Origin of the sequence: Streptomyces sp. A2-16 (assembly GCF_018128905.1) — a bacterium.
In the GTDB taxonomy this organism is placed as follows: domain Bacteria; phylum Actinomycetota; class Actinomycetes; order Streptomycetales; family Streptomycetaceae; genus Streptomyces.
In genome coordinates, this window is the sequence record NZ_CP063808.1 from 6,242,021 (window position 1) to 6,268,933 (window position 26,913).

Here is a 26,913-nt window from a genome sequence, read left to right on the forward strand (position 1 = left end):
AGGACCGACAACGGGGCAAGGAGAATGGGGACATGGCACAGAAGATGACCGATGAGGAATGGCGGGAGTTCGTCTCGCACGGCACCCGCACCGGCAAGTTGTCGACCGTCCGGGCCGACGGGAGTCCACATGTGGCGCCGGTCTGGTTCGTACTGGACGGTGACGACCTGGTGTTCAACACCGGGAAGGCGACCGTGAAGGGGCGCAACCTGGCACGGGACGGGCGGGTCGCCCTGTGCGTGGACGACGACCGGCCGCCCTTCGACTACGTGGTGCTGCGGGGCCGGGCCCGGATCTCGGAGGATCTCGACGAGGTCCGGCACTGGGCCGGGCGGATAGGGGCGCGGTACATGGGCGAGGAGCGGGCCGAGGAGTTCGCCTCCCGCAACGGCGTGCCGGGGGAACTCCTCGTCCGCGTGCAGATCGACAAGGTGCTGGCGGAGAAGTCCGTCGCGGATTGACGTGCCGGTCGGTCTCCGCCCGGGATCAGCCCACCGAGTCGAGCAGCCGGGCGGTGTGCATCCGTCCGGCGTACTCGACGAGCCGGATCAGGACCTCCTTGCCCGAGGCGCGGTCCCGTGCGTCGCACAGCACGACGGGGGTGCCCTGGTCGAGGTCGAGGGCGCGCGAGACGTCGTGGGCGCCGTATGTCCGGGCACCGGCGAAGCAGTTGACGGCCACCACGAACGGGATGTGCCGGTGCTCGAAGTAGTCCACGGCCGGGAAGCAGTCCTCCAGGCGCCGCGTGTCCGCGAGGACGACGGCGCCCAGGGCCCCTTGCGACAGTTCGTCCCACAGGAACCAGAATCGGTCCTGGCCGGGGGTGCCGAAGAGATACAGGGACAGGCCGGAGCGGATGGTGATGCGCCCGAAGTCCATGGCGACCGTGGTGGTGACCTTCTGGTCCACACCGTCGGTGTCGTCCACCAACTGACCTGCTTCGCTCAGCAGTTCCTCCGTGCGCAAGGGCCTGATCTCGCTGACCGCGCCCACCAGGGTGGTCTTGCCCACGCCGAACCCGCCGGCGACCAGTATCTTCAGCGCGAGGGCGGTCTGCTCGCCGCCCTGGGCGTCGGAGTTCTCGGAGACCATCGCTCACTTCTCTCGGGAGGGTCGGCAACGGGCGGCGACGTCGGTACGGGGTCGCGAAGGCAGCATCATGGCAACTGGGACTCCCCTTCGAGGGATTGGACCGCTTATTTCCCGGTTCTGAACGTTCATCTACAGCGCCCGAAGCCCTTCGATCACCTCGCGCAGAATCCGTTCGTCAGGCAGCTGCGCGGGCGGTACCGGGCGGCTGACGGTGACACAGCCGAGTTCCAGGAGGTCCCCCAGGAGCACCCTGACCACGCCCACGGGCAGGTCGGCGCCCGCGGACAGTTCCGCCACCGACTGCGTCTCCGTGCGGCACAGGTCGATCAGGGCCCGGTGTTCGGGTCCGAGTGCCGTGTCGTCGCCGGCTCCAGGCGCCCCCGTGTTGAGGGTGACGAGGGCGATCAGATCGAAGCGCACCCCGGTGGGGCCGGGTTTGGTGCGTCCGCCCGTCATCGCGTAGGGACGGACCAGGGGTCCTGCCTCGCCGTCGTACCACTGACTGCCCTGTTCGTACGGGACGCCCGCCATGTCCTCGGTCATCCGAGCCGACCGCCCTTCCCTCTCATCCGGCGGCGGGCGGCCGGGCACCCACGCGCGGGGGCGTGTACAGGTGCTCGCCGACCCTCTTGACCAGCCGGGCCATTTCGTAGGCGACCAGGCCTATGTCCGCGGTCACGGCGGTGAGGACGGCGAGGCAGGAGCCGTCTCCCGCGGCGGCCACGAACAGGAAGCCGTCGTCCATCTCGACCATCGTCTGGCGCACTCCACCGGCGCCGAAGTGGCGGCCCGCCCCCTTGGCCAGACTGTGGAAACCGGAGGCGACCGCCGCGAGATGCTCCGCGTCCTCACGGCGCAGGTCCGAGGAGGAGCCCACGGCGAGGCCGTCGTTGGAGAGCACCACGGCATGGCGCACCTCGCTCACGCGCAGCACCAGGTCGTCGAGCAGCCAGTCGAGTTCGCCGGACCTGCCCCATTCCCGGTTTCGATCGAGCGGGGGTACACCCATGTCGGCCCTCATGCTCGGGTCCTGGATCATCCTCGGTCTCCTTTGCTGCTGTCTCTGCCCACTGGGGTGTCCGGGGTGGCACCGCGCCCGGGCTGCCTGCCGCCGCCGCGCGCCCAACCGTCCCGGTACGCGGCCATACGGTCCCGTACGAGCTCGGGGGTGCGGCCGTCGTCGTCCCGGCGGGCGGCTGCCGGGGCCGGTTCCTCGGAGCGCTGCTCGCGCAGTTGAGGGGCGAGGCTCGCCTGCCGCACGCGGCGGGGCAGGTCGTCGGCCTCCTCTGGTTCGTCGGGCGGCCGGTGCAGACGCAAGGCGGTGACTCCGGAGCGCGGTGTGTCGGTCGTTCCCCCGTCTGCCGCGGCAGCCAGGGGAGCCACCAGGGCGGGCCGCTCGGCCGGGGCGGAGACGGACTCCTGGTCCCGTTCGGCGGCGGGCACGCGCGCGTACTCGCGCTCCGTGAGCCGTTCCCGGTCCGCGGCCCTGGCGGGGGAACGTTCCGCCGCCTTGATGTGCAGCAGGGCCGTGGGCAGCAGGACGACGGCGGTGGTGCCGCCGTAGGGCGAAGTGCGCAAGTGCACCTTGATGCCGTGCCGGGCGGCGAGCCTGCTGACCACGAACAGGCCGAGCCGGTCGCTGTCGAACAGGTCGAGCGTCTCGGACTGTTCGATGCGGCGGTTGGCCTCCGCGAGGGTCTCCTTGCCCATGCCCAGGCCGCGGTCCTCGACCTCGACGGCGTAGCCGTTGCCGACGGGCTCGCCGGTGACACGCACGCGCGTGTGAGGCGGTGAGAACTGGGCGGCGTTCTCGATGATCTCGGCGAGCAGGTGGGTGAGGTCGGCGACCGCCGCGCCGACGACGGACGCGTCGGGCAGTTGACGTACCTCCACGCGCGCGTAGTCCTCGACTTCGGAGACGGCCGCGCGGACCACGTTGGTCAGCGACACCGGCATGCGCCAGGCGCGCCCGGGGGCCGCTCCGGAGAGGATGATCAGGCTCTCCGCGTGGCGGCGCATTCGGGTGGTGAGGTGGTCGAGCCGGAAGAGGTCGCTCAGTTCGTTCGGGTCGTCGGAGCGGCGCTCCATGCTGTCCAGCAGGCTCAGCTGACGGTGGACGAGGACCTGGCTGCGGCGGGCGAGGTTGACGAAGACCCCGGAGATGCCGCTGGCGAGTTCGGCGCGCTCCACGGCGGCCCGCAGCGCGGCGCGGTGCACGGTGGCCAGGGCTTCGGCGACCTGTCCTGCCTCGTCCTCCGCGGGCGGTCCAGGCGGAGCCTCGGACCGGATGTCGATCTCGTCTCCGGCACGCAGCCGCCCCATCGCGTCGGGAAGTTTGCGGCGGGCGATCTCGAGAGCGCTGTTGCGCAGATCCACGAGTTCGACGACGAGGCCGCGTCCGATGCGCACGGAAATGACGAGCGAGGCGGCGACGGCGATCAGGCCGAGCAGCACCGCGGCACCGGCCGGGGTGAGCAGGCCCCGGGTGAACGGGTCGGCACGGTGCGCGACTCCGCTCCCCGCCGCCTGTTCGACGGTCCGCATGCCCGCCTGCACGCGCGCGTGGGCCGCCCGCCAGGTCGCCTCCGGCGTCGACTCGACGGCGCGGGCACCGGGGGCGGCGGCGAGCGTTCGGTCCTCGGCGGCGGTCACCGTGGCGTAGGCGCCGCTGCCGGCGACCTTCTGCCAGGCGGCGCGGTCGGAGCCCCGCAGGTCGGCCACGGCCCCCTCGGTGAGGGCCCGGCGGGTGTCGACGGCGCCGGTGAACAGCCGCAGCCGCTCTCCGGCCAGGACGCCCGCCAGGCGGCCGCTGGACAGTACGGCATCCTCCTGGGCCAGCGACTCGCCCGCGCGGGAGAACTCGAGCAGCACGCGTGCGTCGGAGCCGAGTTCGGCGTCCTGGATGCCGGTGAGGGCACCGCCCACCGCGAAGGCGCCGGCGATGGTCCTCGTGTAGCGGCCGTACGTCTCGTCCCATCCGGCGCTGCGGTCCAGCACGGCGGCGCGCAGGGAGCGCAGTCGCTCGGCGCCGGTCACGAAGGCCTCGAGTCGCTCGGCGACACCGGCGGGCAGCTCCTCGCCGTCGGCGACGGTGTTGTCGTCGCCGAGCCGCAGTCGTGCCACGGCCCGGTCGGTGCGCGCGGCGAGTTTGCGGAGATCGTCGCTCTGCGCGGCGGACGGGTCCGTCGCGTAGCGGACCGCGACGGCGCGCTCGGCCTGGAGCGCGGTCACCGCGTCGGCGACCGGGGAGCGCACGGCGTCGTCCACGCGCTGCAACTGGCGCAGCCGGGAGACGTCCTGGGCGGTGCTGACGGTGGCGTACGCCCACAGCGCGAGGAGTGAGACGACGGGCACCATGAGCAGACAGACGATCTTGGCGCGGACGGTGCGGGGGCGTATCCGCCAGTGTCCCGCGCGCGCGGGTATGTCCTCGGAAGGGGCGCCCGCGGAGTCGTCCGGGCTTTCGTCGGCCGGTGGTCCGGCATGCGCGCGACGCCCGCGCGCGGGTGTCTGGTCCGGCGTCTCGGCGCCGGCTGTGGGGGTCCTACGCGGTGTACGCATGGCCTCCTCGCTCGGGAGTGGTTCGGGGGCGTGTCGTCGGGCGTCCTGGCCCGGATCAGCCGCTCGGAGGTGACGCTCAGGAGGTGACGCTCTCGACCGCGCGCTGGGCGGAGGCGGATGCCTCGCGCTCGCCTGTCGTGGGCGACAGCGCGACGAAGGCGGAGGTCAGGAAGAGGTAGGAGCCGAGTCCTACGGCGAGCGGGAAGATGAACTGCATCGCCGTGGCCCCGGGCAGGACGTCACCGGAGGGCGAGACCCGCACGCTCACCGCGAACATCCCGGTGTAGTGCATGCTGCTGACCGCGGCGCCCATGATCAGGGAGGCGATGGTGACGGCGACCGGCGACTTGATGTTGAGCGCCGCCCACAGGGCCGCCGTCGCCGCGACCACGGCGATGAGGACGGAGAGTCCGACGAGGACGGGATCGTAGTGGACGCCGCCGTGCAGCCGTACGGCGGCCATGCCGAGGTAGTGCATGCTCGCCACGCCCAGGCCGGTGGTGAGACCGCCCAGGAAGAGCGCACGGACCCGGTCACGGCCGTAGCCGACCGCGAAGACGCCGGCGGAGACGACGACCATCGCGACCAGGAGGCTCGCGATGGTCAGGGGTACGTCGTAGCGGATGTCGGTCCCGCTGACGCTGAAGCCGAGCATGGCCACGAAGTGCATGGTCCAGATGCCGGTCCCGATGGCCGAGGCCGCGGTGAAGAGCCAGTTGCGGCGCGAACGCCCGGTGGCTCCGAGCGCGCGGACGGTGCAGCGCAGGCCGAGCGCGGCGCCGATGCAGGCCATGACGTACGACAGTGTGGGCGTCAGCCAGCCCAGGGCTGCGTGGTCCAGGTGTCCCATGGCCAAGGGACGCTAGTCGGGGCAGGGGCGCACAAAGAGGGCGCATTTCGAAAGGTGTTGCAATATGACCCAGAGATGCGTCGGAACGATCGCGTCACGCTCGAACGTGTGCACACGGGCCCTCATCCGTGTCGGTGAGGGATCATGCGAGACATGAGCGACGACCGCACACACGTCCAGGAGTTCTTCTCGGCCCGTGCCGCCGACTGGGACAGCCGGTTCCCGGACGACGGTCCGGCCTACGCCGCCGCGGTCGCCGAGCTGGGCCTGCGCGAGGGCGACCGGGTGCTCGACGCGGGCTGCGGCACGGGACGGGCCCTGCCGCCCCTGAGGGCGGCCGTGGGGCCTTCCGGGGTGGTCGTGGGGGCCGATCTGACCCCGGCCATGCTGGCGGCCGCCGTACAGGCCGGACGGGACCGGGACGGGCGGCTGCTGCTCGCCGACGTGACCGCGCTGCCGCTCCGCTCCCGTTCGCTCGACGCCGTCTTCGGAGCGGGCCTGATCTCCCATCTGCCCGACCCGGCGGAGAATCTGCGCGAGTTGGCCCGAGTGGTACGGCCCGGCGGCATCCTCGCCCTGTTCCATCCGATCGGCAGGGCCGCGCTCGCCGCACGCCAGGGCCGGCGGATCAGCGAGGAGGACCTGCGCGCCGAGCCCAACCTCCGCCCGCTGCTGGCCGGTTCGGGCTGGCGCATGACGTCGTACGCCGACGAGGAGGCCCGCTTCCTGGCCCTGGCCGTCCGCGAGGGCTGACCGCGCTCACCTGCTCCCGGCGACCACGGCGACGAAGGCATCGGGGTTGTCGAGCATGACGTTGTGGCCTGCGCCGGGGACGGTCACCACGCGCACACCTGTCGCCTCCAGCGTGCTGCGCCCCTCCAGTTCACCGCTGAGCTCGCCCTGGAGATAGACACGGTCGATCGGCAGACCTTCGAGGATCTCGCGCATCATGGGCACCGATCCCCGCCTGAGCCCGGCCGCGCTGCGGTGCAGGGCACGCGGGTCGGCCAGCCGCATGGTCGCCGCCCACAGCGGGCCGACCTTCTCCAGCACGCGCGCGTGGGCACCTGCGACGAAGTCGTCCTCCTCGTACGCGTCGATCCGGCTGCTGCCCGCCGTGGCCGGGGGCGAGGCGTCGAGGTTGGCCTCCGTCAGGACGAGCCGGGAGACGAGTTCGGGCCTGCGGTGAGCGAGCACGAGCGCGACCGATCCGCCCATGCTGTGCGCGATCAGCTCGACGCCGGTCAGCTGCGCGGCGTCCAGGGCCACGGCCAGGGCGTCCGCGTGGTCCTCCAGTGTGTATCCGAAGTGCTCGGGGCGGTCGCTGACGCCGTGCCCGGGCAGATCGACGAACAGGCTGCGCCGACCCGCGAGTTCGGGCCGGGCCGCGATGTGCGCGTGATAGACGGCCGAGATCGATCCCAAACCGTGCACGTACACGCGTGCCGGCTCCACGCCGGGCGTCTCGGTCCAGCGGATGCAGCTTCCCTTGCCGTCGAACTCGGCCTGCCTCATGTGCCCTCCCTCGGTGAGTCCTCAGAACAATACATCGCCACCGATGTATTGCGAAGACGATGTAACACAGCAGAGATGTACAGCGCTGATGCGGCACAATGCGTGCATGCTGGAGCTCGCCATCCTCGGATTCCTGTACGACGCCCCGCTGCACGGCTATGAGCTGCGCAAGCGCCTCACCGCGCTGGCAGGTCATGTGCGGCCCGTGGCCGAGAGCACGCTGTATCCGGCGATCAAGCGGCTGGAGAAGGCGGAGTTGCTGGCGCGCGCGACGGAGCCCGGTGCCGTGGCCGCGCCACGCCATGTGCTGACGCTCACCGACGCCGGACGCCAGGAGTTGCGCCGACGGCTGGCCGAGCCGGCCGCGCGCGACATCACCGACGAGAACCGCTGGTTCACGGTTCTCGCCTTCCTCCGCCACCTGGACGACGCCGCCGCACAGGCGGCCGTGCTCCGGCGCCGGCTCGCCTTCCTGGAGGAGCCCGCGAGCTTCTTCTACGAGGGCGACCGGCCGCTGAGCGCCGAGGAGCTGGACGATCCTTTCCGGCGCGGTGTGCTGACCATCGCACGCGCCACGTCCCGGGCCGAGCTCAGCTGGCTGCGGGAGACGATCGAGTCACTCGACGCGGCCTCTTCGTAGGCGTCGACCCGGCGCCGAGGTCACCGGCGAGACATGCGTCCCGCGGCCCGCGGCCCGACCGAAGTGGTCACCGCGCGCGACCCGGGCTCCTCCGATGCGTCACCGCCCGCGCGACCCGGGCTCCTCCGATGCCTCACCGCCCGTGCGCTTCGGGCTCCTCCGGTGCGGCGGGCGGCTCGGTGGGAGTCGGCGCGGGCGGGCCGAACAGGACAGCCCGGGCCACGGATGGCGCGAACAGGGCGGTGACGGGCGCGGCGAGGGTCAGCACGGCACGGAAGGCCTGCCCCACGACCGGGTCGCCGGGCGCCCTCTGCTGCACCCGGCTCAGGTACCAGCCGGCGAGCCGGTCCGCGGGCCCGCCGTCGATCGCGGTGCCCACCGCGCCCGGCATCTTGCGGTCCGCCCCGGCGGAGATGTCCCAGGCCTGCCGGGACGCCGCGAGGAGCGCCTGCTGCACGCGCCGCGTGGTGGGCGTGCGGCGCCGGTCGGCCAGCGCGTCCCGCAGGGCGACCGCGCTCATCGCGGCGACGGCCATGCCCTGCCCGTAGATCGGGTTGAAGGTGCACAGGGCGTCACCGGTGGCGAGGAACCCCGCCGGATGGCCGGGGAGGTCGTACCGGCGGCGGGTGTTCGCGGTCCGCCGGTAGCCGAACGCCGGGGAGAGCGGTTCGGCCTGGTCCAGCCACCGGTGCAGGGGCGGATGCGGCAACCTCTTGGTGTACGTCACGAACTCGGCGTCCTCTGTGGGAGGTTCGTCGCCGCGCAGCCCCGAGACGATCACCAGATGAGTGCCGTCCTCCAGGGGCAGTGCGCCGCCGGCGTGCACCTGCTCCGGGTCGGGGTAGGCGTAGTAGCCGCGGGTCTCGCCCTCAAGAGCGCCGTTCGTGCCGCGGTAGACGCGGGAGGCGTAGGCGAGTCCGGTGTCGATGGTCTCCTCGTCCGGTACCCGGGCGCCGATGGCCTCGAGCCACCGCGGGGCCTTCGTGCCGCTGCCGGAGGCGTCGACGACGAGATCGGCCTCCAGCAGGCGCGGCTCCGCGCGGTTGTCGCCGGAGCGGTCCCGCATCAGCACGCCACGCACGCGTGTGGCGTCGCCGACCAGGCCCACGACGTCGGTCCCCTCCTGGACGCCGATCGCCGGGTCGGCGAGGACGCGCCGCCGCACCAGGTGCTCGAGCTGCGCGCGGGAGCCGGTGTAGATGTGCGTCGTCGCGGGCAGCCGGCGGAACCATCGGCCGCTCTGCCACAGCACCATGTCCGCCGGCATGCCCACCCGGGGCGCCCCCGCCTCGCTCAGCTCTGCCAGGAACCCCGGCAGCAGCGACTCCATGGCAACCTGTCCGCCCTGGAGCAGAACGTGCGGGTGCCGGCCCTGCGGAACGCCGGACCGGGGCTCGGCGCCCTCCTGGAACCGGTCGCGCTCGACGACGGTCACCCGGTCGGCGTGTCCGGCCAGGACATGTGCCGCGAGAAGCCCCGCGAGGCTCCCGCCCACGACGACGGCATGCAGCCCGCCCCGGCCGCCGTCTTCGCCCCGACGGCCCGTCTCTCCGGCAGAATTCACCGATCCACTCCCCTGATCGCCATGTCGCGAGAAGACACAAGTATCCCGTCGCGCACAGCGGTTTGACCGTTTTCCGGCCCTTCCGAGCGACCCGCGTACGGCGGCTCCGGGCGGGTTGCGAGTGCACCGGGTGGCTGACGGGTGGGCTGAAGCCGCACGGCGGTGGCGACCGCGCGCGACACCCCGGCCCCCTTCTGCGGCCAGGGCTCCAACTCTACGGTGAGTAGCAGAAGGTGAACGTTCGACTGGACCGCGTCACGCAGGGGGAAGGTGATCGGTATGTGGGCCAGGATCCGCAAGTCCAGCACCAGATTCGTCAATGCGCTGCGCATCGAGGTGCCGGCCGGCCGGGAGGCCCGTCCGCACAATCTGTTCGAGGCCGCCGCCGCATATGTCTCGGCCTGTGCGGAGGACGACCAGGACCGGATCGACGAGGCTTCGGCCTGGGTCTCGCCGGAGGCGTTGTCGTTCGGGGTCAACGAGCTCGCGTGCCGGGCCGTCATCGCCCTCGCGCGGGAGCGCGACGAGTCTCCGCGTACGGTGGCACGGGCGCTCCTGGGGCTGCCGGCGGTCTGACCGGTCGGCGGGAAGGCCGGCGCGGAAGGTCGATTCGCCCCCGTCCAGCCGGAAAACTGCAGCTCCGGGTGTACTTGGGAGTCGTGACAAGCGCCTTCCCCGCACACTAGGGTGCGCGCCGTTGGACGAACCGATGGGGAGGCTGGGATGGCCGGGACGGACGAGGACGCCGTCGCCGCCGCGGACGACGCGCTCTATGTGCTGACGGCGGTGCTTTTGACGCCGGCGAAGTTCCCGAGCGTGCTGGGCGACGACTATCCGGAGGCCTGCGCGGCGCTCGGTCTGGCGCCGCTGGCCGACGGGTACGGCCTGGTGATCGGCCAGGACGGCGGCGGTGCCCGGTGGACCGTCGTCATCGACGACGTCTCGCTGGTCGCTGTCGCCATCGCGTCCTGGGACTGCGGGATGGAGTACGACCTGTCGCCCGACGAGCGCACGGTCGTGGCCGCCCTGCCCGGCTGGCCGCTCGCGGTCGCGGTCGCCGCACCCGGGGTGCCGGCCCCGCACGACCCCGATCCCGAGGCCGCCGACGGCCCCGCGTTGGCGCCGCCGGACACGTCCACGTGGGGTTCCGCCCAGCGGCGTCTGGGAGCCGACGAGATCGCGCTCCAGTGGGCCACGTGGCGGGACCAGATCGACGACGCGGACTTCCCGAGCCCGAACGGCGGGTCCGCGGGGGACGGCGCGGCCACGGAAGGCAGGACCGGGGACGGCGTGCCCGAGGCCGCCGTGACCCAGGACGCCGACGCCTCGGCTCGTGCCGACTCCGAGGACAAGGCCACGGGCGGCACGGCCCCGGAAGGCCGGAGCACGCAAGGCAGCGCTGGAGAGGACGGAGCGACAGCGGACAGCGCCGCGGGTCACTCGGCCTCCGGAGACGCCGAGACGGAGACGCGCAAGGGCCACAGCGGCGTCCGGCGCGTCCTGGCGGAGGCCCGCGCCTACGTGGATTCGCCACCGCCCCTCGGGCGGGTCCGGTCGTCCTTCGCGTCGGGCGACGCGCGGACGCTGCGTGCCGACGGTCCCGGCTGGTCGCTGGTGGCCAGGACCGACGACATCGCGTTCGTGCTGCTGGACGACGAGCCCGGGGAGGTCCTGCCGGTGGGCCGGGGCCCGGAGCTGCCGGGGCTGCTGGAAGCGCTCGACAAGATGGCCGTGCGTCCCAGCTGAGCTGCCGCGCCGCACCGCCCGGGTCCTGTGGGGCTCCCCGGCCGGTGCGGGTGCGTCAGCGGCCGAGTTCCTTGCGGGTGACGCGGCGCAGCCGGCGCCGCTGCGAGGGGTCGAGCGTGAGGTACGCGGCGGCCGGGACTCCGACGATGATCAGGAATGCGGCCCACCAGGGCAGCCAGAACAGCAGGAGCAGCCCGACCGCCACACCCCCTGCGGCGATCTTCGTGTTCTTCGACATGTGCGTCGCCTCCTTTGCGGCGGTTGCCGCTCTCTGTCCGAAGAAACGGGTCTGCGCCTCCTGCAGTTCCGTATCGGGACCCTGAGACATCCCTGAGACCTCACCCTGAGGCGCCCCGGACCCGCGCCTTCCTAGCGGTCCGCCCGCAGCGGCTCGCCCACCTCGTGCATGTGACTCAGGGCCTGTCGGTAGGAGTCGACGAGTCCGGTCTCCGTGTAGGGGATACCCAGATCCCGGCAGTGGGCGCGCACCAGCGGCTGCGCGAGGCGCAGATGGGGCCGGGGCATGCTGGGGAAGAGATGGTGCTCAACCTGGTAGTTGAGACCGCCGAGGAACCAGTCTGTGACGGTGCCGCCGCGGATGTTGCGCGAGGTGAGCACCTGTCGGCGCAGGTGGCCCCAGGACTCGCCGTCCGGGTCCGGCATCTCCATGCCCTTGTGGTTGGGGGCGAAGGCCAACCCGAGGTGCAGGCCGAACAGCGCCTGGTGGATCGCCGCGAAGGCCAGCGCCTTCCCGGGAGACATGACGGTCAGCAGCAGCGTGGCGTAGGCGGCGACATGGCCCACCAGGAGAGCGCCCTCGACCGCTCGCTCTCCAGGCGTCTGCCGGCGCAGGTCCCGGAAGCCCGAGACCTTCAGGGCGACGCCTTCGAGGAGGGTGAGCGGGAAGAACAGCCAGGCCTGGTGGCGGGTGAGCCAACGCCTGAAGCCGGTACGTCCCTTCGCCTGTTCGCCGGTGAAGACGAGGACGTCGGCGGCGACGTCGGGGTCCTTGTCGATGTGGTTGGGGTTGGCGTGATGCCGGTTGTGTTTGTGGTTCCACCAGGAGTAGCTCATCCCGAGCAGCAGGTTGCCGTGGACGAGGCCGATGACGCGGCCGGTCGTCTTGTCGCCGGTGATCTGTGCGTGGCCCGCGTCGTGGCCGATGAAGGCGGTGCGGGCGGAGAACACGGCGAGGAGCGGGGCCAGCAGCAGGGTCCGCCAGGAGTCGCCGGACAGGATGACGGCCGTGACGAGGCCTGCGAGGGCGAGCGCGTTGACGGCGATGGCCCGGCCGTACCAGTCGTGCCGGCGGTCCAGGAGGCCCTGGCCCTTCGCCGCGCGCAGGAGGGGGCGAACTCGCTTCCGCCGGGTGGGGAGCCGGACGTACCGCGTGGGCGGGGTGCGACGGTTGCGGTGCTCTGGGGCATGTCCGGACTCCGGCTCTCTCAGGAAACGTGCTGACCTGAGGAAACGTACGAACCGGTGACCTGTCGCGACCATGCGGCAACCCCCCGTGTACGTACGGGGGTCAGCACCGTGCGCACCGGGGGGTTGACGACACCCCCGCGCGCGTGTGACCCAGGACACCCTCCGCACGTCCGAGGGGTGATGTACCCTCAACCACCCCCGTCGTAGTCAAATTTGAGGAGCCACGCGATCTCTGTCCAGAGGCTTCCCGCGGCAACACCGTCCGAGATCTCCGAACTGGCCTCGTGCTGCGCCGTGTTCGTGCCCGGCGACCCGGCCCGAACGGGCGGTGTGGCGTTCTGGCGACCCGACGGCGCCGCTCCCCCCGCTGTCGCGGCAGGGACGGTCCAGGACCTGACGCTCGTGAGGCCCGGCGACGACGGGGTGGAGCCGGTGGTCCTGCCGGCGGTGATGCTCCCCCTCCGTGCCGCCCTGCCGGTCCTCACGCGTGCGCGTGCCCGTGCGCAGGGGCACAGGGCGGCCGCCTTCTGGGGTGCCGCGTCGGTGCTGGCCCTGCAGTACGTGGCCCGTGGGCTGCTGCTGCCCGGTCTGTCCCCCACCGACCACGACGCCTGGCGCGTGGGTCCCCTGGGCGCCGCGGACGTCGATCGGATCCGCCGGCTCGCCGCGGCGATGCCGCCCGAGGCGCACGCCGTACCGCTGAGCACCGCCGAGCCGCTCCGGCTGCCCGACCCCGAACTCTTGCTGCGCGCCTTCCTGGACGCGGTCGCCGACACCCTGCCCCGCTCCCCCGCGGCACCCCTCGTGACGGGCGGACCGGCCTACGCGGCCCGGGAACCGCAGCACGTGCCCGAACAGCGTGCCTGGGCGGCCGACGTCGCCGCGGGCCACGACGCGGGCGTACGCGTCTCGCTGCGGATCGAGGTGCGCGGCCTGGCCGACGGCGAGGTGCCCGCCTTCCGGGCCGTTCTGCAGGTGCACAGCGTGAACGATCCGACGATCGTGGCGGACGCCGCCGACGTGTGGGGCGGTACCACGTCCTTCGGCCCCGACGCACGGCTGGACTGCCTGCTCGCACTGCGCAGGGCGGCACGCGCGTGGCCCCCGCTCACCCCGCTGCTCTCGGCGGCCGTCCCGGACGCGGTCGAACTCGCCGACGAGGAGGTCACCGACCTGCTCGGAGCGGGCACGCGAGGCCTGTCCGACCTGGGTGTCGAGGTGCACTGGCCGAAGGAACTGGCCCGAAAGCTCACCACGCGCGCGACGGTCGGTCCGCCGGACGGCCACGACCGGGCCGCGTCGGACACTGCGTCGTTCCTGTCCGCCGACGCCCTGCTCGCGTTCGACTGGTGGTTCGCGCTGGGCGACCAGCAGCTGACGCGCGAGGAGCTGGACCGGCTCGCCGAGGCCGGCCGGCCGGTGGTGCGGCTGCGCAACCAGTGGGTGCTGGTCGACCCGGGGGAAGTGCGCCGGGCGCGGGCCCGGCCGGACCGCAAGGTGACACCCGTCGACGCGCTCAGCGCCGCTCTGACGGGCTCGACCGAGGTCGACGGCCGCTGGGTCGACGTCCAGCCCACCGGGTGGCTGGCGGCCCTGCGGGACCGGCTGGCGAACCCGGAGGCCCAGGAGCCCGTGCCGCAGCCCGCCGCGCTCACCGCGACGCTGAGGGACTATCAGCGCCGGGGGCTGAACTGGCTGGCGCGCATGACCTCCTCGGGCCTCGGCTGCTGTCTTGCCGACGACATGGGGCTCGGCAAGACGATCACCCTGATCGCGCTGCATCTGCACCGGCAGACCGACGCGGCGACCGCCGGTCCCACCCTCGTGGTGTGTCCGACGTCCCTGATGGGCAACTGGCAGCGCGAGATCGAGAAGTTCGCGCCGGGCACGCGCGTGCGTCGCTTCCACGGTCCGCGGCGCGAACTCGACGGTTTGGCCGACGGGGAGTTCGTGCTCACCACGTACGGCACGATGCGCCTGGACGCGCCCCGCCTCGCCGAAACCGCGTGGGGGATGGTCGTGGCGGACGAGGCGCAGCACGTGAAGAACCCGTACTCGGCGACGGCCCGGGAGTTGCGCTCGATCGGGGCACGCGCACGCGTGGCGCTCACCGGAACCCCGGTGGAGAACAACCTGTCCGAGCTGTGGGCGATCCTCGACTGGACGACTCCGGGTCTGCTGGGCCGGCTCGGCACCTTCCGCGCCCGGTACGCGCGGGCCGTCGAGAGCGGTCAGGACCCGGCCGCCGCGGAGCGCCTCGCCCGCCTGGTGCGTCCCTTCCTGCTGCGGCGCCGCAAGTCCGATCCTGGCATCGCCCCGGAGCTGCCGCCGAAGACCGAGACCGACCGTGCCGTGTCGCTCACCCCGGAACAGACCGGTCTGTACGAGGCCGTGGTGCGCGAGACCCTGGCGGAGATCTCCGGAGCGGACAGCATGGCCCGGCGCGGACTGATCGTGAAACTGCTGACCGGGCTCAAGCAGATCTGCAACCACCCGGCGCAGTACCTCAAGGAGGACCGGCCGACGATCGCCGGCCGCTCCGGCAAGCTGGAACTGCTGGACGAGCTCCTCGACACGATCGTCGCCGAAGGGGCGAGCGTCCTGGTGTTCACCCAGTACGTGCGCATGGCCCGGCTGATCGAGCGGCATCTCGCGGCGCGCGGCCTGCCGTCGCAGTTCCTCCACGGCGGGACCCCGGTGGCAGCGCGCGAGGCCATGGTGCAACGGTTCCAGGATGGTGAAGTGCCGGTGTTCCTGCTGTCGTTGAAGGCCGCGGGCACCGGTCTGAACCTCACCAGGGCCGAACACGTCGTGCACTACGACCGCTGGTGGAACCCGGCCGTGGAGGCGCAGGCCACCGACCGCGCGTACCGCATCGGCCAGACGCGCCCTGTGCAGGTGCACCGGCTGATCGCCGAGGGGACCGTCGAGGATCGCATCGCCGACATGCTGCGCCGCAAGCGGGAGCTGGCCGACGCGGTGCTCGGCTCCGGCGAGGCGGCACTGACCGAGCTGACGGACGCCGAGCTGGCCGATCTGGTGGAACTGCGAGGGGGCACGCGATGACCGGACACGAGGCGGACACCGAGCGCACGTTCGCGGCACTGCCGCCCGCGCACGGGCGGGGGTTCGCGCAGTCGTGGTGGGGCCGGGCCTGGCTGCGGGCTCTGGAGGACGCCGCGCTGGACTCGGGCCAGGTGAAGACGGGCCGCAGGCTGGCCCGCGCGGGCGCGGTGGGCGCGGTGTCGGTACGTCCCGGGCGCATCACGGCCGTCGTGCAGGACCGTGACCGCACCGCGCACCGCGCCGATGTCCTGCTGGCCGAGCTGTCCGACGAGCAGTGGGACCGCTTCCTCGACCTCGCCGTCGAACGGGCCGGTCACCTGGCGGCGCTGCTGGACCGCGACATGCCGCCGCATCTGGTGGAGGACTCCGCGTCGGCGGGCATCGAACTCCTGCCGGGGCTGGGCGATCTGGAACCGCAGTGCGACTGCGACGCCTGGGACCACTGCGGGCACACGGCGGCCCTGTGCTATCAGATGGCGCGGCTGCTGGACCAGGACCCCTTCGTGCTGCTGCTGATGCGCGGGCGCGGCGAACACGCCCTTCTGGCGGACCTCCAGGCCCGCAGCGCCGCGCCCGCGGAGGCGGCTCCGGAACCGGAGGGAGTGGATGCCGCCGAGGCCTACGCGGCCGGCGACATCCTGCCGCCCCTTCCCGCACCCCCGGAGCTGCCCGAGGAGCCCGGCCTGCCGCCCACGCTGGACACCGAGGCCCCGCCGGGTCCGGGGGTCGATCCGGTCGCCGTACGCCATCTGGCCGCCAGGACCGCCGTGGAGGCCCACCGGCTGCTCGCGGAGGCTCTCCGGCCGCCGGCCGAACAGCCTGCTGCGGTCCTCGAACCGACGGTGGCTCAGGACGCGGTACGCCTTGCCGTCGCTGCACCCGACGGGCCGTCGGCGCAACGGCTTGCCGAAGGATCGGGCCGCGATCCGAAGTCGCTGGCGGACGCCACGCGTGCCTGGGAACTCGGTGGTGCGGACGCCCTGTTGGTGCTGGAGGAGGAATGGGTGCCCTCGGGCGGCACACTCGCACGCGCGCGTGCGGCTCTGGAGGCGGCCTGGGACGAGGACGAACGGCCGTCGTTCACGGCGGACGGCAACCGGTGGACGGTCGTCGATGCGCCGACCCAGCTACGCCTGGGCCGGGACGGGCGGTGGTGGCCGTACCGGAGGGAGGCGGAACGCTGGATACCCGCGGGCCCGGCGGCCCTCGATCCGGCGACGGCTCTGGCCTCGATCGAGTTCGTCTCAGCCGAACCGCAGCGGTAGTTCGGCCAGGCCCCGCAGGAGGGTCCCGCTGCGCCAGGTCAGCTCCGCCGGATCGCTCGCGAAGCCGATGGCCGACCGGTGGCGCAGCAGCAGGCGCAGGGCGACGGCCGCCTCCACGCGGGCCAGCGGGGCGCCCAGGCAGTGGTGCGGGCCATGACCGAATCCGAGGTGCGCGCGCGTGGGGCGCTGAATGTCGAAGCGGTCGGGGTCGGGAAAGCGCAGCGGATCACGGGAGGCCGCGGCGAGTGAGACCTGCACGGAATCCCCTGCCTCTATCCGGGTGCCGCCGATGTCGAGCGGCTCGGCCGCGAAGCGGAAAGCCGTGGCGTGGACGGGTGAGTTGTAGCGCAGGGACTCCTCGACGGCCGGAGCGGTCAGGTCGGGTTCGGCGCGGAGCAGGGCGAGTTGGTCCGGGTGGGCCAGCAGCGCGTGGACGGTCCCGGAGATCAGGGCGACGGTCGTCTCGTGGCCCGCGACGAGGATCAGGAACACCATGCCGAGAAGTTCTTCGCGGGTGAGGTCCGCAGCTGCCACGAGATCGTCGAGAAGCCCTGACCCCCGTTCTTCGCGTCCTCGGGCGATCAGATCGGCGAGGTACCCGGTCAGTGCGGCTCCGGCGGCGGCCGCCGTCTCGGGAGAGGTGGGCATGACCAGTTCGTCGGACCAGGCGTGGAACACCCCGCGATCGGCCGCGGGCACTCCCAGAAGACCGCAGATCACCGCGACGGGAAGCGGCAGCGCGTACCGGGCGACCAGGTCGGCCGTGCCCCGTTGCGGCAGCGCGTCCAGGAGTTCGAGCGCGATGGCTTCGATGGCCGGGCGGAGCGCGGTGACGCTCCCGGTCGTGAAGTGGGCAGCCACCAGACGGCGCAGCCGGGTGTGCTGCGGAGGGTCGGCCTGGAGCATGTTGCGGCCGACGGCGTGTCCGCCGTCGCCGCTCCAGGACGAGGAATGGCGGATGTCGTTGCGCAGGCGCGGGTCGGTCAGCGCGGCTCGCGCCGCGTCATGGGAGACGACGAGCCAGCTCTCACCGCTTCCGGGAACCAGGACGCGATGCACGGGCCCATTGGCCCGCAGCGCGGCATATACGGGATAGGGGTTCGAGGCCAGGTCATGGCCGTCCGGGACCAGTTCTTCCAGAGTGGGTGCCTGCACGATGCATCCTTTCGGTCGCGGTCGCGGTCGCGGTTGTGGTGGCAGCCGCGGCCTTCGGGTTGTGGTGGCGGCCGCGGCCGTCGGGCTCACGGCGTCAAGGTCCGGCCGTCGTCGTCCGGTCCGCGCCGGACCGCGTGCATCGATGCCGCGAGTGCCGTCGCCTGGGCGTGGCCGGCCCGGGCGGCCGCCGGGCGACGCGCGTTGGAGGTCAGGTCGCGGCCCATGGCCCGGCGCGTGGTGCGGTCCGGGGTCACGAGGGTGACGTGGGCGCCGTCGGCGGCGAGGGCAGCCGCCTGCTGCTCGGCGCCTGGGTGGGGCCCCACGGCCGCGGGGACCGGCGCGATGGCCAGGACGCGGTGATGGCCGCGCGCCAGGTGGATGTTGGCCGTGGAACGGCTGCCTCCGTCCATCCAGCGGCGCCCTGCCACCGTGACGGGAGGCCAGAGCACGGGAACCGCGCAGCTCGCGGCGACCGCTTCGAGGAGCGTCACGTCCGAGTCGGCGTCGAAGGCCGTCAGTTGCCCGGAGAGGGCGTCGACGGCCGTGATCCGCAGGGCCTGGGCGGGCCAGTCGCCCACGCTGTGCAGCAAGGGGCGCAGAGCGTCGAACACGGTGGACTCGGGCCCGGTACGGGCCTTCAGCGCCGCTCGGCCGAGGCGCTGCACGGAGCGCTGCGGATCGCGGGAGCCCAAGGCGGCCCACAGGAAGCGGAGGGTCTGTCCGAGGCTGACGTGAAGGTCCACCCGGTCGCCGCCGGCCAGTTGGCGTTCGTGGAGCTCGCGCGCCGACTCACCGGCGAGGAGCCGCGAACCGAGGATCGCGCCGGCCGATGTCCCGATGACGACGTCCGCGCGGGTCGGGTCGACACCGGCGTCGCACAAGCCGGCGAGAACTCCGGTCATCCAGGCTGCGCCGACGGGACCGCCCCCCGCCGAGGACGAGCGCCGTACTGCCCATGCCCCACCCCTCCCACAAAACGGGGACCACTCCCCATCTATGCACCGACGATAGCATCACTACCGGGGAGCACTCCCCGGTAGTGGGAGAGGGCGACATGACGGATGACGTGACGGCGCCGGTACGGCGGCGCGATGCGCGACGCAACCGGGAGTTGCTGGTCGAGGCCGCTCACGAGGTGTTCACGGAGCAGGGGTTGGAGGCACCCCTGGACGTGATCGCACGGCGGGCGGGAGTGGGAAACGCCACGCTCTACCGGCATTTCCCGAGCCGCGCCGCACTGGTCGACGCGGTCTTCCGCGACCCGCTGGCGGGCACCATGGCCGCCGGTGACCGGGCGCGGGCCGCCGCGGACCCCTGGGAGGGACTCGTCGGCTACCTGGAGGCAGTGTTCGCCGTCCTGGCCACCGATCGCGGAACGAACGACCTGATGACCACCCACCTCGAGGGTGTCGAGTCGCTGCAGGCCGTGCACGCCCACAACCGGGCGACCCTGGAGGTGCTCCTGCGCCGCGGCCGCGACGAGGGAGGCATCCGCGCGGAGGTCACCACGGAGGACGTGCTCTTCGCGCTGGCCGCGCTCGGCCGGGCCGTTCCCTCCCTCACCACCGCCGTGGGCCCCGAGGCCTGGCGCCGCCCCCTCGCCCTGCTCCTCGACGGTCTGCGCGCCTCGCCCGCCGTGGCGCCTCTGCCGTCCCCCGCGCTCACCGCGGACGAACTCGGCGATGTGCTCCAGGGCTTGGGGCCGCATCGGGCGCCCCGCAGCTCCCCCGGGTGAGCACCCGGCACACACGCGTGTGCCGCGACCTCGGGCCGACGCACGGCCGACGCCACTCGTTCACCGTCCGGCCGTAAGGCGTTCGGGTCGGCGCCCGAATCTGGCCGCTGTCACCGCACCCGGTCCCCAGGAGGCCCCATGTCACCGCACGCCGAAGGCCGACGCCCCGCCGGACGCACAGTCGCGGCGGGCGTCCACCTCGCCCTGGTCGCCGCCCTGATCGCGGCAGGCCCGGCCATGGGTGCCCCGTCCGGCGAGGCTCATGTGGTCCGTACAGCCACGCTCGGCGACATCCCGCTCGGCGTGTTCAGCAACGGACTGCTGCCGGGCACGGTGGACGACGACCGCGGGGTGGACCTCGGAGGCATCGGCAGCGACATCTACCCGGCGGGACGCAAGGGTGAGTTCTGGACCGTCACCGACCGTGGGCCCAACGGCCAGATCAAGGTGGCCGGCACCAAGCGCCGCACCTTCCCGGTCCCGGGCTTCGACCCGGCGATCGTGCGGATCCGGGTCGTCGGCGACACCGTGAAGGTGCTGGACGCGATCCCGATCACCACCTCGCGAGGAAGGCCCGTCACGGGGTTGCCGAACCAGCGGGGGCGCGACGAGGCACCGTACGACTACAACGCGCTCACGGCTCTGCCGTACGACCCGAACGGCCTGGACACCGAGGGCATCGTGCGGGCGGCGGACGGAAGCTTCTGGCTCGTCGACGAGTACGGGCCGAGCCTGGTCCACGTCTCCGCGCGCGGGAAGATCCTCACGCGCTATGTGCCCAAGGGGCTGAACCTGACCGGCGCCGGCTACCCCGTGGTCGAGGCGCTGCCGTCCGTCCTCCTGCACCGGAAGATCAACCGCGGGTTCGAAGGGCTCGCCCAACTGCCCGGCGGTGACCTGGTACTGGCCGTGCAGAGCCCGCTGTCCCTGCCGGACACCGACGCCGGAGAGGCTTCCCGGACCACCCGGCTGCTGCGTTTCTCGCCGAAGAGGAAGGCGGTCACCGCCGAGTACGCGTACCGCTTCGACCCGGTGGACGTGGTGGACCCGAGCGAGGACGACACCTCCGAGCTGAAGATCTCCTCGGTGGTCGCCGTCGGCGGTGACAGGCTGCTGGTCGAGGAGCGCACCGACAAGGCGGCACGGCTTCAGCTCGTGCGACTGGACCGGTCCTCGAACATCCTCGGGAGCTCCTGGGACGACGACACCACGTCCCCGTCACTGGAGCAGCTCGACGATCCGGCGGCCTCAGGAGTGCCCGTGCTCACCAAGAAGCCGGTCGTCGACCTGGGAAGGGTCGCCGGGGTGCCCGGGAAGATCGAGGGTGTCGCGCGCGTGGACCACGACACGCTCGCCCTGATCAACGACAACGACTTCGGGATGACGGACGGCACCGGGGCGTTCGACGCCGACGGCCGGCTGGTCGACAGCGGGGTGGAGACGACGGTGACGTACGTCCGGCTGCCGCACCGCCTCTGAACTCACCCGATCAGGGACGGCAGCAGCGATTCCAGGTCGCTCGGGAACTCGCTGGGGAGATCGCTCGGGAACTGCGACGGGAGCTCGCTGGGCAGCTCACTGGGCAGTTGTGTGGGCAGGCTGAACGAGGGTTTCGGAGAACCGCTCGTGCTGGTCGCGGGCGCCGGGTTCTTGTCCGGCGAGTCGTCGCTCCCCGACGCCATGAAGACCACGACGAGGGCGACGGCGACGGCGGCCGCGATCACGGCGAGCAGGGCGAACAGGGGGCTCCGGCGCCTTCTCGGACTGCCCGGGCCGGGGTTCCCGACCGGGCCCATCGGCTGGGTCGACGGCAGACCGCCGTAAGGGTTCGGGCCGTTGCGCCCGAAATCGTCGGGAGGCGGTCCGAAACCACCGCCCGGAGGCGGGGTGTCACCCGGCGGTCCGGGCGGCTTGGGCGGTACCGGCGGCATGGCCATACCGTCCAGAGTCGCCTCGAACCGGTCATCGGGCGACCCCCGCGCGGCAGTTGATACGACCTCATGCCGTGGATCGCACGATTCCGGAACATTCCGCACAGGCGTCGCGATCGATGCGCATGCGCGCGTGCCGTCGGCGGAGGCCACTCACGACCGGCGGCACGCGCGCGTGGGTCTCACTCAGCCGCGCGCACCCAGAAGGTGGTCCATGGCGAGCTGGTCGAGCTGCTCGAAGGCCATGCCGCGTGCGGCGGCCGCCTCCACGTCGAAGTCCTCGAAGGCGCCGCGGTCCGCGAGCAGCGACTTCAGGCCGTCCGCAGCCGTCTGCTGCGCCAGCTCGTCCAGACGCGAGGCACGGAGCGCCTCCTGGACCTCGGGGTCGGCGCGGAACGCGGCCGCACGCTCCTTGAGGATGAGGTAGTTGCGCATGCAGCCCGCGGCAGACGCCCACACGCCGTCGAGGTCCTCGGTCCGGGGCGGCTTGAAGTCGAAGTGCTTCGGACCGGCGTAACCGGCGCTCTCCAGGAGGTCGACGAGCCAGAAGGCGGCGCGCAGGTCACCGGCGCCGAAGCGGAGGTCCTGGTCGTACTTGATGCCGGACTGGCCGTTGAGGTCGATGTGGAAGAGCTTGCCCGCCCACAGGGCCTGCGCGATGCCGTGCGGGAAGTTCAGCCCCGCCATCTGCTCGTGGCCGACCTCGGGGTTCACGCCGTACAGCTCGGGGCGCTCCAGACGCTCGATGAACGCGAGCGCGTGGCCGACGGTGGGCAGCAGAATGTCGCCGCGCGGCTCGTTCGGCTTGGGCTCGATGGCGAACTTCAGGTCGTAGCCCTGCTCGGTGACGTACTCGCCGAGGAGGTCGAAGGCCTCCTTCATGCGGTCCAGGGCGTTGCGCACGTCCTTGGCACCGCCGGACTCGGCGCCCTCGCGGCCGCCCCAGGCGACGTAGGTCTCGGCGCCGAGCTCGACCGCCAGGTCGATGTTGCGAATGGTCTTGCGCAGCGCGTAACGACGCACGTCGCGGTCGTTGGCGGTGAACGCGCCGTCCTTGAAGACGGGGTGCGTGAAGAGGTTGGTGGTCGCCATCGGCACCTTCATGCCGGTCGCGTCCAGCGCCTCACGGAAACGCTTGATGTGACCCTCGCGCTCGCTGTCCGAGGACCCGAAGGGGATCAGATCGTCGTCGTGGAAGGTCACGCCGTGGGCGCCGAGCTCGGCCAGGCGCCGCACCGTCTCGACCGGGTCGAGGGCCCGGCGGGTGGCGTCGCCGAACGGGTCCCTTCCCTGCCAGCCGACGGTCCACAGGCCGAACGTGAACCTGTCCTCGGGGGTGGGCTGGTAGTTCATGACGCGGCTCCTTGCTGCTCCGGACTATTTCGTCATGGCGCTTTACAAATTAGTATGCACACATGTCTCCGGGAAGAGACAAGGTGTCTTCAGGGAAGACATCAGCCGCATCAAGATCATGAGCCGCGCAAAAAGGGAGAGCCCGATGTCAGCAGCCGAGGGTCCGCTCGTCGTCGGCGTGGACACGTCCACCCAGTCCACCAAGGCACTGGTGGTCGACGCGGCCACCGGTCAGGTCGTCGCGCGCGGCCAGGCACCGCACACCGTGTCCTCCGGGGCCGGCCGCGAGAGCGACCCGCGACAGTGGTGGGACGCGCTGTCCGAGGCCCTGCGCCAGTGCGGGGACGCCGCGCGCGAGGCCGCCGCGGTGTCGATCGGCGGCCAGCAGCACGGCCTGGTCACCCTGGACGCGCAGGGCGAGCCGGTACGCCCGGCCATGCTCTGGAACGACGTCCGCTCGGCGCCGCAGGCCCTGCGTCTGATCGAGGAGCTGGGCGGCCCGAAGGCCTGGGCCGAGCGCACCGGAAGCGTGCCGGGCGCCTCCTTCACCGTGACGAAGTGGGCCTGGCTCGCCGAGCACGAGCCGGAGGCGCTGCGCGCCACCAAGGCCGTGCGACTGCCCCACGACTACCTCACGGAGCGCCTCACCGGTGAGGGCACCACCGACCGCGGCGACGCCTCCGGCACCGGCTGGTGGGCGTCCGCGACGGAGTCGTACGACAGCGAGATCCTCGCGCACGTGGGCCTCGACCCGGCCCTGCTCCCCCGCGTGGTCCGGCCCGGCGAGGTCGCCGGCACCGTCCGCGACGGCCATGACCTGCCGTTCTCCAAGGGCACCCTGGTGGCCCCCGGCACCGGTGACAACGCGGCCGCCGCGCTGGGTCTCGGGCTGCGCCCCGGGACTCCGGTGATGAGCCTGGGCACCTCGGGCACGGTCTACGCGGTGTCCAAGCGGCGGCCCGCCGACCCGACCGGCACCGTGGCGGGTTTCGCCGACGCCCACGGCGACTGGCTGCCGCTGGCCTGCACCCTGAACTGCACGCTCGCCGTGGACCGCGTCGCCGCCCTGCTGAACCTGGACCGCGAGGCCGTGGAGCCGGTCTCGGGGGTCACCCTGCTGCCCTACCTGGACGGCGAGCGCACCCCGAACCTGCCGAACGCCTCCGGGCTGCTGCACGGCCTGCGTCACGACACCACCGGCGGCCAGCTCCTCCAGGCCGCCTACGACGGTGCCGTGCAGGCGCTGCTGGGGGCACTGGACCTGGTGCTCGACGAGGACGCGGACCGCTCGACGCCGCTGCTGCTGATCGGCGGCGGCGCCCAGGGCACCGCCTGGCAGCAGACCGTACGACGGCTCTCGGGACGTCCGGTGCAGGTGCCCGAGGCCAAGGAACTGGTCGCCCTCGGCGCCGCCGCGCAGGCCGCCGGCCTGCTGACCGGGGAGGACCCGGGCGCGGTCGCCCGGCGCTGGAATACCGCCGCGGGCCCCGTGCTGGAGGCCGTGGAGCGGGACGACGAGACGCTGGCCAGGATCGCCGGGGTACTCTCCGACGCGGCGCCGCTGCTGGAGCGGGGGACCTCTGAGAAGTGAGGGAGGCATGACCGCACCGCTGCACGACGCCCACCCGGCGGGACCCGGACGCCGCCTCCCGGACACCCAGCAGGGCATGCGCCGCCGCAACCTCGCCCGCGTGATGCACACCGTGAGCGCCGAGGGACCGCTCTCGCGCGCCGCGGTCGCCTCGCGCATCGGCCTGACCCGGGCCGCGGTGTCGACCCTCGTCGACGAACTCATACGCTCGGGGCTCCTGGAGGAGCTGGGCCCCGAGCGCCCCGGCCGGGTCGGCAGACCGGGCTCCGCCCTCGCCGTCAGCGGGCGGGGGCCCGCCGGGATAGGCGCCGAGGTAGGCGTGGACCACCTCGCGGTCTGCGCGGTCGACCTGCGCGGACAGGTGCGCGCACGGGCGGTGCGGTACAGCGCGAACAGGGGCCGCTCCCCCGAGCCGGTGATCGCGGAACTCACCTCCCTGGTACACCGGGTGGCGGGGGAGGCGGAGGACGAGGGCCTGTGGCCCGCGGGGCTGGCGGTGGCGGTGCCCGGGCTGGTCGCACGGGACGCACGGACCGTCGTCCGCGCCCCGAACCTCGACTGGCACGACACGGATCTGGGCGCCCTGCTGCCCGAGGACTACCCGCTGACCGTCGGCAACGAGGCCAACTTCGGCGCCCTGGCCGAACTCTGGCTCGGTGACGACACCCCCCATGACTTCCTGCACGTCTCCGCGGAGATCGGCATCGGCGCCGCACTCGTCGTGGACGGCCGGCTCCTGCGCGGCACCCGCGGTTTCGCCGGCGAACTCGGCCATGTGCCGGTCCGCCCCGACGGCCCCCGGTGTGCCTGCGGCGGACGCGGCTGTCTGGAGCAGTACGCCGGCGAGGAGGCGGTGCTGCGAGCTGCAGGTCTGGAGCCGGGCGAGGACCGGGTCGGGCTGCTCGCGCAGCACGCGGCGGACGGCGACGAGGCCGTACGAGGCGCCCTGCGCGAAGCCGGGGAGGCGCTCGGCATCGCGCTGACCGGCGCGGTCAATCTGCTGGACCCCGAGGCCGTGGTGCTCGGCGGCGCGCTGGCCGGACTCGCGCCCTGGCTGCTGCCGTCGCTGCGGGACGAGCTGGCCCGGCGCACGGCCGGCCCGGCCTGCCCGGTGTCCGTGTCGCGGCTGGGTTCGGAGGGGCCGCTGCTGGGGGCCGCCCACTCGGTGGTGCGGGCCGTGCTGGACGACCCCGTGATGGTGGGCGAGCGGGCCTGAGGTTCCGTCAACTCACCCCGTCGAGTGGTCGAGTTATCCACAGTCCCAAGCTTGTCCACCGAAACACCAAGCGCTCTTCTGCCCTCCCGGCAGCCGTCGTACCTTGATTCACGCGAGGCCCGCAGCGGCCTCGGACGACGGTGATCGGAGGATGGCATGTCGGTGTCGTACGAGGGGTCGGCGACGAGCGACCCCCGGATCCTGACCGTACGGCCCGAACCCGGCGAGTACGCCTGGACGTTCGGTGGTGCGCCGCCCGTGGCACGGATCGCGCCCGGCACGGTCCTCGACCTGTACACGGAGGACTGCTTCGCGGGACGGGTGCGGTCCGAGAAGGACCTCGTGTCCGAGGTCTGCGAGTTTCCCTTCCTCAACCCGCAGACCGGCCCCTTCCACATCGAGGGCGCGGAGCCGGGCGACACCGTCGCCGTGCACTTCGTGTCCATCGAACCGGCCCGGGACTGGGCCGCCTCCACCACCGTCCCCCTGTTCGGCGCGCTCACCTCCACACACACCACCGCCACGCTCCAGCCCCCGCTGCCGGAGACCGTGTGGATCTGGCAGCTGGACCGCGCCCGGCGCACGGCGCTGTTCCGGGCGCGCGACAGCGACATCGAGATCGAGCTGCCCATGGACCCCATGCACGGCACCGTCGGAGTGGCCCCCGCCAACCTGGAGGTGCGCTCGGCGCTGGTGCCGGACGCCCACGGCGGGAACATGGACACCCCGGAGATGCGGGCGGGTGTCACCTGCTACCTCGGGGTCAACGTCGAGGGCGCCCTCCTCAGCCTCGGCGACGGACACGCCCGCCAGGGCGAGGGAGAGACCTGCGGGGTGGCCGTCGAGTGCGCGATGAACACCGTCGTGATCGTCGAACTGCTCAAAGGGCTCGCCACGCCCTGGCCGCGCATCGAGTCGGACACCCACATCATCTCGACCGGTTCGGCGCGCCCGCTGGAGGACGCCTTCCGGATATCCCAGCTCGACCTCGTGCAGTGGCTGGTGCGCGACTACGGCTTCAGCGAGCTGGACGCGTACCAGTTCGCGACCCAGGCCGTCGAGTCGCCGTTGGCCAACGTGTGCGACACCAACTACACCTGCGTGGCGAAGATCCGCAAGGAATGGCTGCCGGCGCGCGAGACTCACCGCGGAGTGCACGAGCGGCTCCGTGAGACGGCGGTGGTCCTTCGCGGCTGAACCCCGCC

23 protein-coding genes and 2 pseudogenes are annotated in these 26,913 nt (G+C 72.6%); 12 read left to right on the forward strand and 13 right to left on the reverse strand.

Annotated features, from left to right (window positions below; genetic code table 11):
* Nucleotides 1–32: 32 nt before the first annotated feature.
* Nucleotides 33–461 carry a PPOX class F420-dependent oxidoreductase gene (locus IOD14_RS27970; RefSeq protein ID WP_123987578.1) on the forward strand — a complete coding sequence of 143 codons (429 nt, stop codon included), beginning with the start codon at nucleotides 33–35 and terminating at the stop codon, nucleotides 459–461.
* A gap of 25 nt (nucleotides 462–486) precedes the next feature.
* On the opposite strand, the gene IOD14_RS27975 is transcribed toward IOD14_RS27970, so the two are convergent.
* The 5 genes from IOD14_RS27975 to IOD14_RS27995 form a co-directional block, all read right to left on the reverse strand.
* Nucleotides 487–1,092 carry an ATP/GTP-binding protein gene (locus tag IOD14_RS27975; protein WP_123987579.1) on the reverse strand — a complete coding sequence of 202 codons (606 nt, stop codon included), beginning with the start codon at nucleotides 1,090–1,092 and terminating at the stop codon, nucleotides 487–489.
* A gap of 129 nt (nucleotides 1,093–1,221) precedes the next feature.
* Entirely contained in the window at nucleotides 1,222–1,635 is a 414-nt protein-coding gene (locus IOD14_RS27980; protein WP_123987580.1) for a DUF742 domain-containing protein, read from the reverse strand.
* A 22-nt stretch (nucleotides 1,636–1,657) separates the two neighbouring features.
* Entirely contained in the window at nucleotides 1,658–2,101 is a 444-nt protein-coding gene (locus tag IOD14_RS27985; RefSeq protein ID WP_123992521.1) for a roadblock/LC7 domain-containing protein, read from the reverse strand.
* Between the two features lie 26 nt (nucleotides 2,102–2,127).
* Nucleotides 2,128–4,653: a sensor histidine kinase gene (locus IOD14_RS27990; protein WP_212671866.1), complete on the reverse strand. Its 2,526-nt coding sequence runs from the start codon at nucleotides 4,651–4,653 to the stop codon at nucleotides 2,128–2,130.
* 76 nt (nucleotides 4,654–4,729) lie between these two features.
* Complete coding sequence (locus IOD14_RS27995) at nucleotides 4,730–5,503, reverse strand: MHYT domain-containing protein (protein WP_123987582.1); 774 nt, start codon at nucleotides 5,501–5,503, stop codon at nucleotides 4,730–4,732.
* A 153-nt stretch (nucleotides 5,504–5,656) separates the two neighbouring features.
* Between IOD14_RS27995 and IOD14_RS28000 the strand changes: the two genes are divergently transcribed.
* Complete coding sequence (locus IOD14_RS28000; RefSeq protein WP_212671867.1) at nucleotides 5,657–6,256, forward strand: class I SAM-dependent methyltransferase; 600 nt, start codon at nucleotides 5,657–5,659, stop codon at nucleotides 6,254–6,256.
* 6 nt (nucleotides 6,257–6,262) lie between these two features.
* On the opposite strand, the gene IOD14_RS28005 is transcribed toward IOD14_RS28000, so the two are convergent.
* A complete protein-coding gene (locus tag IOD14_RS28005) occupies nucleotides 6,263–7,018 on the reverse strand; it encodes an alpha/beta hydrolase (protein ID WP_212671868.1) in 756 nt (251 codons plus the stop codon).
* A 106-nt stretch (nucleotides 7,019–7,124) separates the two neighbouring features.
* Here IOD14_RS28005 and IOD14_RS28010 point away from each other — a divergent pair, with 106 nt between their 5' ends.
* Entirely contained in the window at nucleotides 7,125–7,658 is a 534-nt protein-coding gene (locus IOD14_RS28010) for a PadR family transcriptional regulator (protein ID WP_212671869.1), read from the forward strand.
* 133 nt (nucleotides 7,659–7,791) lie between these two features.
* Here IOD14_RS28010 and IOD14_RS28015 read toward each other — a convergent pair whose 3' ends face one another.
* Nucleotides 7,792–9,153 (reverse strand): FAD-dependent monooxygenase, encoded by a 1,362-nt coding sequence (locus IOD14_RS28015; protein WP_212673416.1) that lies wholly within the window; start codon nucleotides 9,151–9,153, stop codon nucleotides 7,792–7,794.
* Nucleotides 9,154–9,501: 348 nt separating this feature from the next.
* Between IOD14_RS28015 and IOD14_RS28020 the strand changes: the two genes are divergently transcribed.
* Nucleotides 9,502–9,798, forward strand: coding sequence for a hypothetical protein (locus IOD14_RS28020; protein ID WP_212671870.1), 297 nt, complete (start codon nucleotides 9,502–9,504; stop codon nucleotides 9,796–9,798).
* A gap of 147 nt (nucleotides 9,799–9,945) precedes the next feature.
* Nucleotides 9,946–10,968, forward strand: a complete 1,023-nt coding sequence (locus IOD14_RS28025) for a hypothetical protein (protein ID WP_212671871.1) — start codon at nucleotides 9,946–9,948, stop codon at nucleotides 10,966–10,968.
* A gap of 55 nt (nucleotides 10,969–11,023) precedes the next feature.
* Here IOD14_RS28025 and IOD14_RS28030 read toward each other — a convergent pair whose 3' ends face one another.
* Both IOD14_RS28030 and IOD14_RS28035 read right to left on the reverse strand, forming a co-directional pair.
* Nucleotides 11,024–11,206, reverse strand: a complete 183-nt coding sequence (locus IOD14_RS28030) for a hypothetical protein (RefSeq protein ID WP_123987588.1) — start codon at nucleotides 11,204–11,206, stop codon at nucleotides 11,024–11,026.
* A 131-nt stretch (nucleotides 11,207–11,337) separates the two neighbouring features.
* A pseudogene (locus tag IOD14_RS28035) lies at nucleotides 11,338–12,395 on the reverse strand (acyl-CoA desaturase).
* Between the two features lie 451 nt (nucleotides 12,396–12,846).
* On the opposite strand from IOD14_RS28035, the gene IOD14_RS28040 reads away from it, so the two are divergent.
* Both IOD14_RS28040 and IOD14_RS28045 read left to right on the forward strand, forming a co-directional pair.
* Complete coding sequence (locus IOD14_RS28040) at nucleotides 12,847–15,462, forward strand: DEAD/DEAH box helicase (protein WP_249126305.1); 2,616 nt, start codon at nucleotides 12,847–12,849, stop codon at nucleotides 15,460–15,462.
* Nucleotides 15,459–16,727, forward strand: a complete 1,269-nt coding sequence (locus tag IOD14_RS28045) for an SWF or SNF family helicase (protein ID WP_212671872.1) — start codon at nucleotides 15,459–15,461, stop codon at nucleotides 16,725–16,727. The genes IOD14_RS28040 and IOD14_RS28045 overlap by 4 nt, the downstream gene beginning before the upstream one ends.
* Here the strand turns inward: IOD14_RS28045 and IOD14_RS28050 are convergent.
* Both IOD14_RS28050 and IOD14_RS28055 read right to left on the reverse strand, forming a co-directional pair.
* Nucleotides 16,707–17,882, reverse strand: a complete 1,176-nt coding sequence (locus IOD14_RS28050) for a cytochrome P450 (RefSeq protein WP_212671873.1) — start codon at nucleotides 17,880–17,882, stop codon at nucleotides 16,707–16,709. The genes IOD14_RS28045 and IOD14_RS28050 overlap by 21 nt on opposite strands.
* Nucleotides 17,883–17,968: 86 nt before the next feature.
* A pseudogene (locus IOD14_RS28055) lies at nucleotides 17,969–18,839 on the reverse strand (patatin-like phospholipase family protein).
* A gap of 97 nt (nucleotides 18,840–18,936) precedes the next feature.
* Between IOD14_RS28055 and IOD14_RS28060 the strand changes: the two are divergent.
* Nucleotides 18,937–19,617 carry a TetR/AcrR family transcriptional regulator gene (locus IOD14_RS28060; protein ID WP_212671875.1) on the forward strand — a complete coding sequence of 227 codons (681 nt, stop codon included), beginning with the start codon at nucleotides 18,937–18,939 and terminating at the stop codon, nucleotides 19,615–19,617.
* A 138-nt stretch (nucleotides 19,618–19,755) separates the two neighbouring features.
* Nucleotides 19,756–21,096 carry an esterase-like activity of phytase family protein gene (locus tag IOD14_RS28065; protein ID WP_212671876.1) on the forward strand — a complete coding sequence of 447 codons (1,341 nt, stop codon included), beginning with the start codon at nucleotides 19,756–19,758 and terminating at the stop codon, nucleotides 21,094–21,096.
* 2 nt (nucleotides 21,097–21,098) lie between these two features.
* On the opposite strand, the gene IOD14_RS28070 is transcribed toward IOD14_RS28065, so the two are convergent.
* Both IOD14_RS28070 and xylA read right to left on the reverse strand, forming a co-directional pair.
* Complete coding sequence (locus IOD14_RS28070; protein WP_249126090.1) at nucleotides 21,099–21,554, reverse strand: hypothetical protein; 456 nt, start codon at nucleotides 21,552–21,554, stop codon at nucleotides 21,099–21,101.
* A 180-nt stretch (nucleotides 21,555–21,734) separates the two neighbouring features.
* On the reverse strand, nucleotides 21,735–22,901 hold the full coding sequence (xylA, locus tag IOD14_RS28075; RefSeq protein ID WP_212671877.1) for a xylose isomerase: 1,167 nt from the start codon (nucleotides 22,899–22,901) through the stop codon (nucleotides 21,735–21,737).
* Nucleotides 22,902–23,046: 145 nt separating this feature from the next.
* On the opposite strand from xylA, the gene xylB reads away from it, so the two are divergent.
* The 3 genes from xylB to IOD14_RS28090 all read left to right on the forward strand — a co-directional run bounded on the left by xylB (nucleotide 23,047) and on the right by IOD14_RS28090 (nucleotide 26,905).
* Nucleotides 23,047–24,492, forward strand: coding sequence for a xylulokinase (gene xylB, locus IOD14_RS28080; RefSeq protein WP_123987596.1), 1,446 nt, complete (start codon nucleotides 23,047–23,049; stop codon nucleotides 24,490–24,492).
* Between the two features lie 7 nt (nucleotides 24,493–24,499).
* Nucleotides 24,500–25,708 (forward strand): ROK family transcriptional regulator, encoded by a 1,209-nt coding sequence (locus IOD14_RS28085; protein ID WP_212671878.1) that lies wholly within the window; start codon nucleotides 24,500–24,502, stop codon nucleotides 25,706–25,708.
* Nucleotides 25,709–25,864: 156 nt separating this feature from the next.
* The gene (locus IOD14_RS28090; protein ID WP_123987598.1) at nucleotides 25,865–26,905 is read left to right on the forward strand and encodes an acetamidase/formamidase family protein; all 1,041 of its coding nucleotides are present in this window, start codon (nucleotides 25,865–25,867) and stop codon (nucleotides 26,903–26,905) included.
* Nucleotides 26,906–26,913: the final 8 nt, after the last annotated feature.

Coding starts and splice junctions, on each gene's coding strand:
- IOD14_RS27970 (WP_123987578.1), top strand. CDS start 33: ATGGCACAGAAGATGACCGATGAGGAATGGCGGGAGTTCGTCTCGCAC.
- IOD14_RS27975 (WP_123987579.1), bottom strand. CDS start 1,092: ATGGTCTCCGAGAACTCCGACGCCCAGGGCGGCGAGCAGACCGCCCTC.
- IOD14_RS27980 (WP_123987580.1), bottom strand. CDS start 1,635: ATGACCGAGGACATGGCGGGCGTCCCGTACGAACAGGGCAGTCAGTGG.
- IOD14_RS27985 (WP_123992521.1), bottom strand. CDS start 2,101: ATGGGTGTACCCCCGCTCGATCGAAACCGGGAATGGGGCAGGTCCGGC.
- IOD14_RS27990 (WP_212671866.1), bottom strand. CDS start 4,653: ATGCGTACACCGCGTAGGACCCCCACAGCCGGCGCCGAGACGCCGGAC.
- IOD14_RS27995 (WP_123987582.1), bottom strand. CDS start 5,503: ATGGGACACCTGGACCACGCAGCCCTGGGCTGGCTGACGCCCACACTG.
- IOD14_RS28000 (WP_212671867.1), top strand. CDS start 5,657: ATGAGCGACGACCGCACACACGTCCAGGAGTTCTTCTCGGCCCGTGCC.
- IOD14_RS28005 (WP_212671868.1), bottom strand. CDS start 7,018: ATGAGGCAGGCCGAGTTCGACGGCAAGGGAAGCTGCATCCGCTGGACC.
- IOD14_RS28010 (WP_212671869.1), top strand. CDS start 7,125: ATGCTGGAGCTCGCCATCCTCGGATTCCTGTACGACGCCCCGCTGCAC.
- IOD14_RS28020 (WP_212671870.1), top strand. CDS start 9,502: ATGTGGGCCAGGATCCGCAAGTCCAGCACCAGATTCGTCAATGCGCTG.
- IOD14_RS28025 (WP_212671871.1), top strand. CDS start 9,946: ATGGCCGGGACGGACGAGGACGCCGTCGCCGCCGCGGACGACGCGCTC.
- IOD14_RS28030 (WP_123987588.1), bottom strand. CDS start 11,206: ATGTCGAAGAACACGAAGATCGCCGCAGGGGGTGTGGCGGTCGGGCTG.
- IOD14_RS28040 (WP_249126305.1), top strand. CDS start 12,847: ATGCTCCCCCTCCGTGCCGCCCTGCCGGTCCTCACGCGTGCGCGTGCC.
- IOD14_RS28045 (WP_212671872.1), top strand. CDS start 15,459: ATGACCGGACACGAGGCGGACACCGAGCGCACGTTCGCGGCACTGCCG.
- IOD14_RS28060 (WP_212671875.1), top strand. CDS start 18,937: ATGACGGATGACGTGACGGCGCCGGTACGGCGGCGCGATGCGCGACGC.
- IOD14_RS28065 (WP_212671876.1), top strand. CDS start 19,756: ATGTCACCGCACGCCGAAGGCCGACGCCCCGCCGGACGCACAGTCGCG.
- IOD14_RS28070 (WP_249126090.1), bottom strand. CDS start 21,554: ATGGCCATGCCGCCGGTACCGCCCAAGCCGCCCGGACCGCCGGGTGAC.
- xylA (WP_212671877.1), bottom strand. CDS start 22,901: ATGAACTACCAGCCCACCCCCGAGGACAGGTTCACGTTCGGCCTGTGG.
- xylB (WP_123987596.1), top strand. CDS start 23,047: ATGTCAGCAGCCGAGGGTCCGCTCGTCGTCGGCGTGGACACGTCCACC.
- IOD14_RS28085 (WP_212671878.1), top strand. CDS start 24,500: ATGACCGCACCGCTGCACGACGCCCACCCGGCGGGACCCGGACGCCGC.
- IOD14_RS28090 (WP_123987598.1), top strand. CDS start 25,865: ATGTCGGTGTCGTACGAGGGGTCGGCGACGAGCGACCCCCGGATCCTG.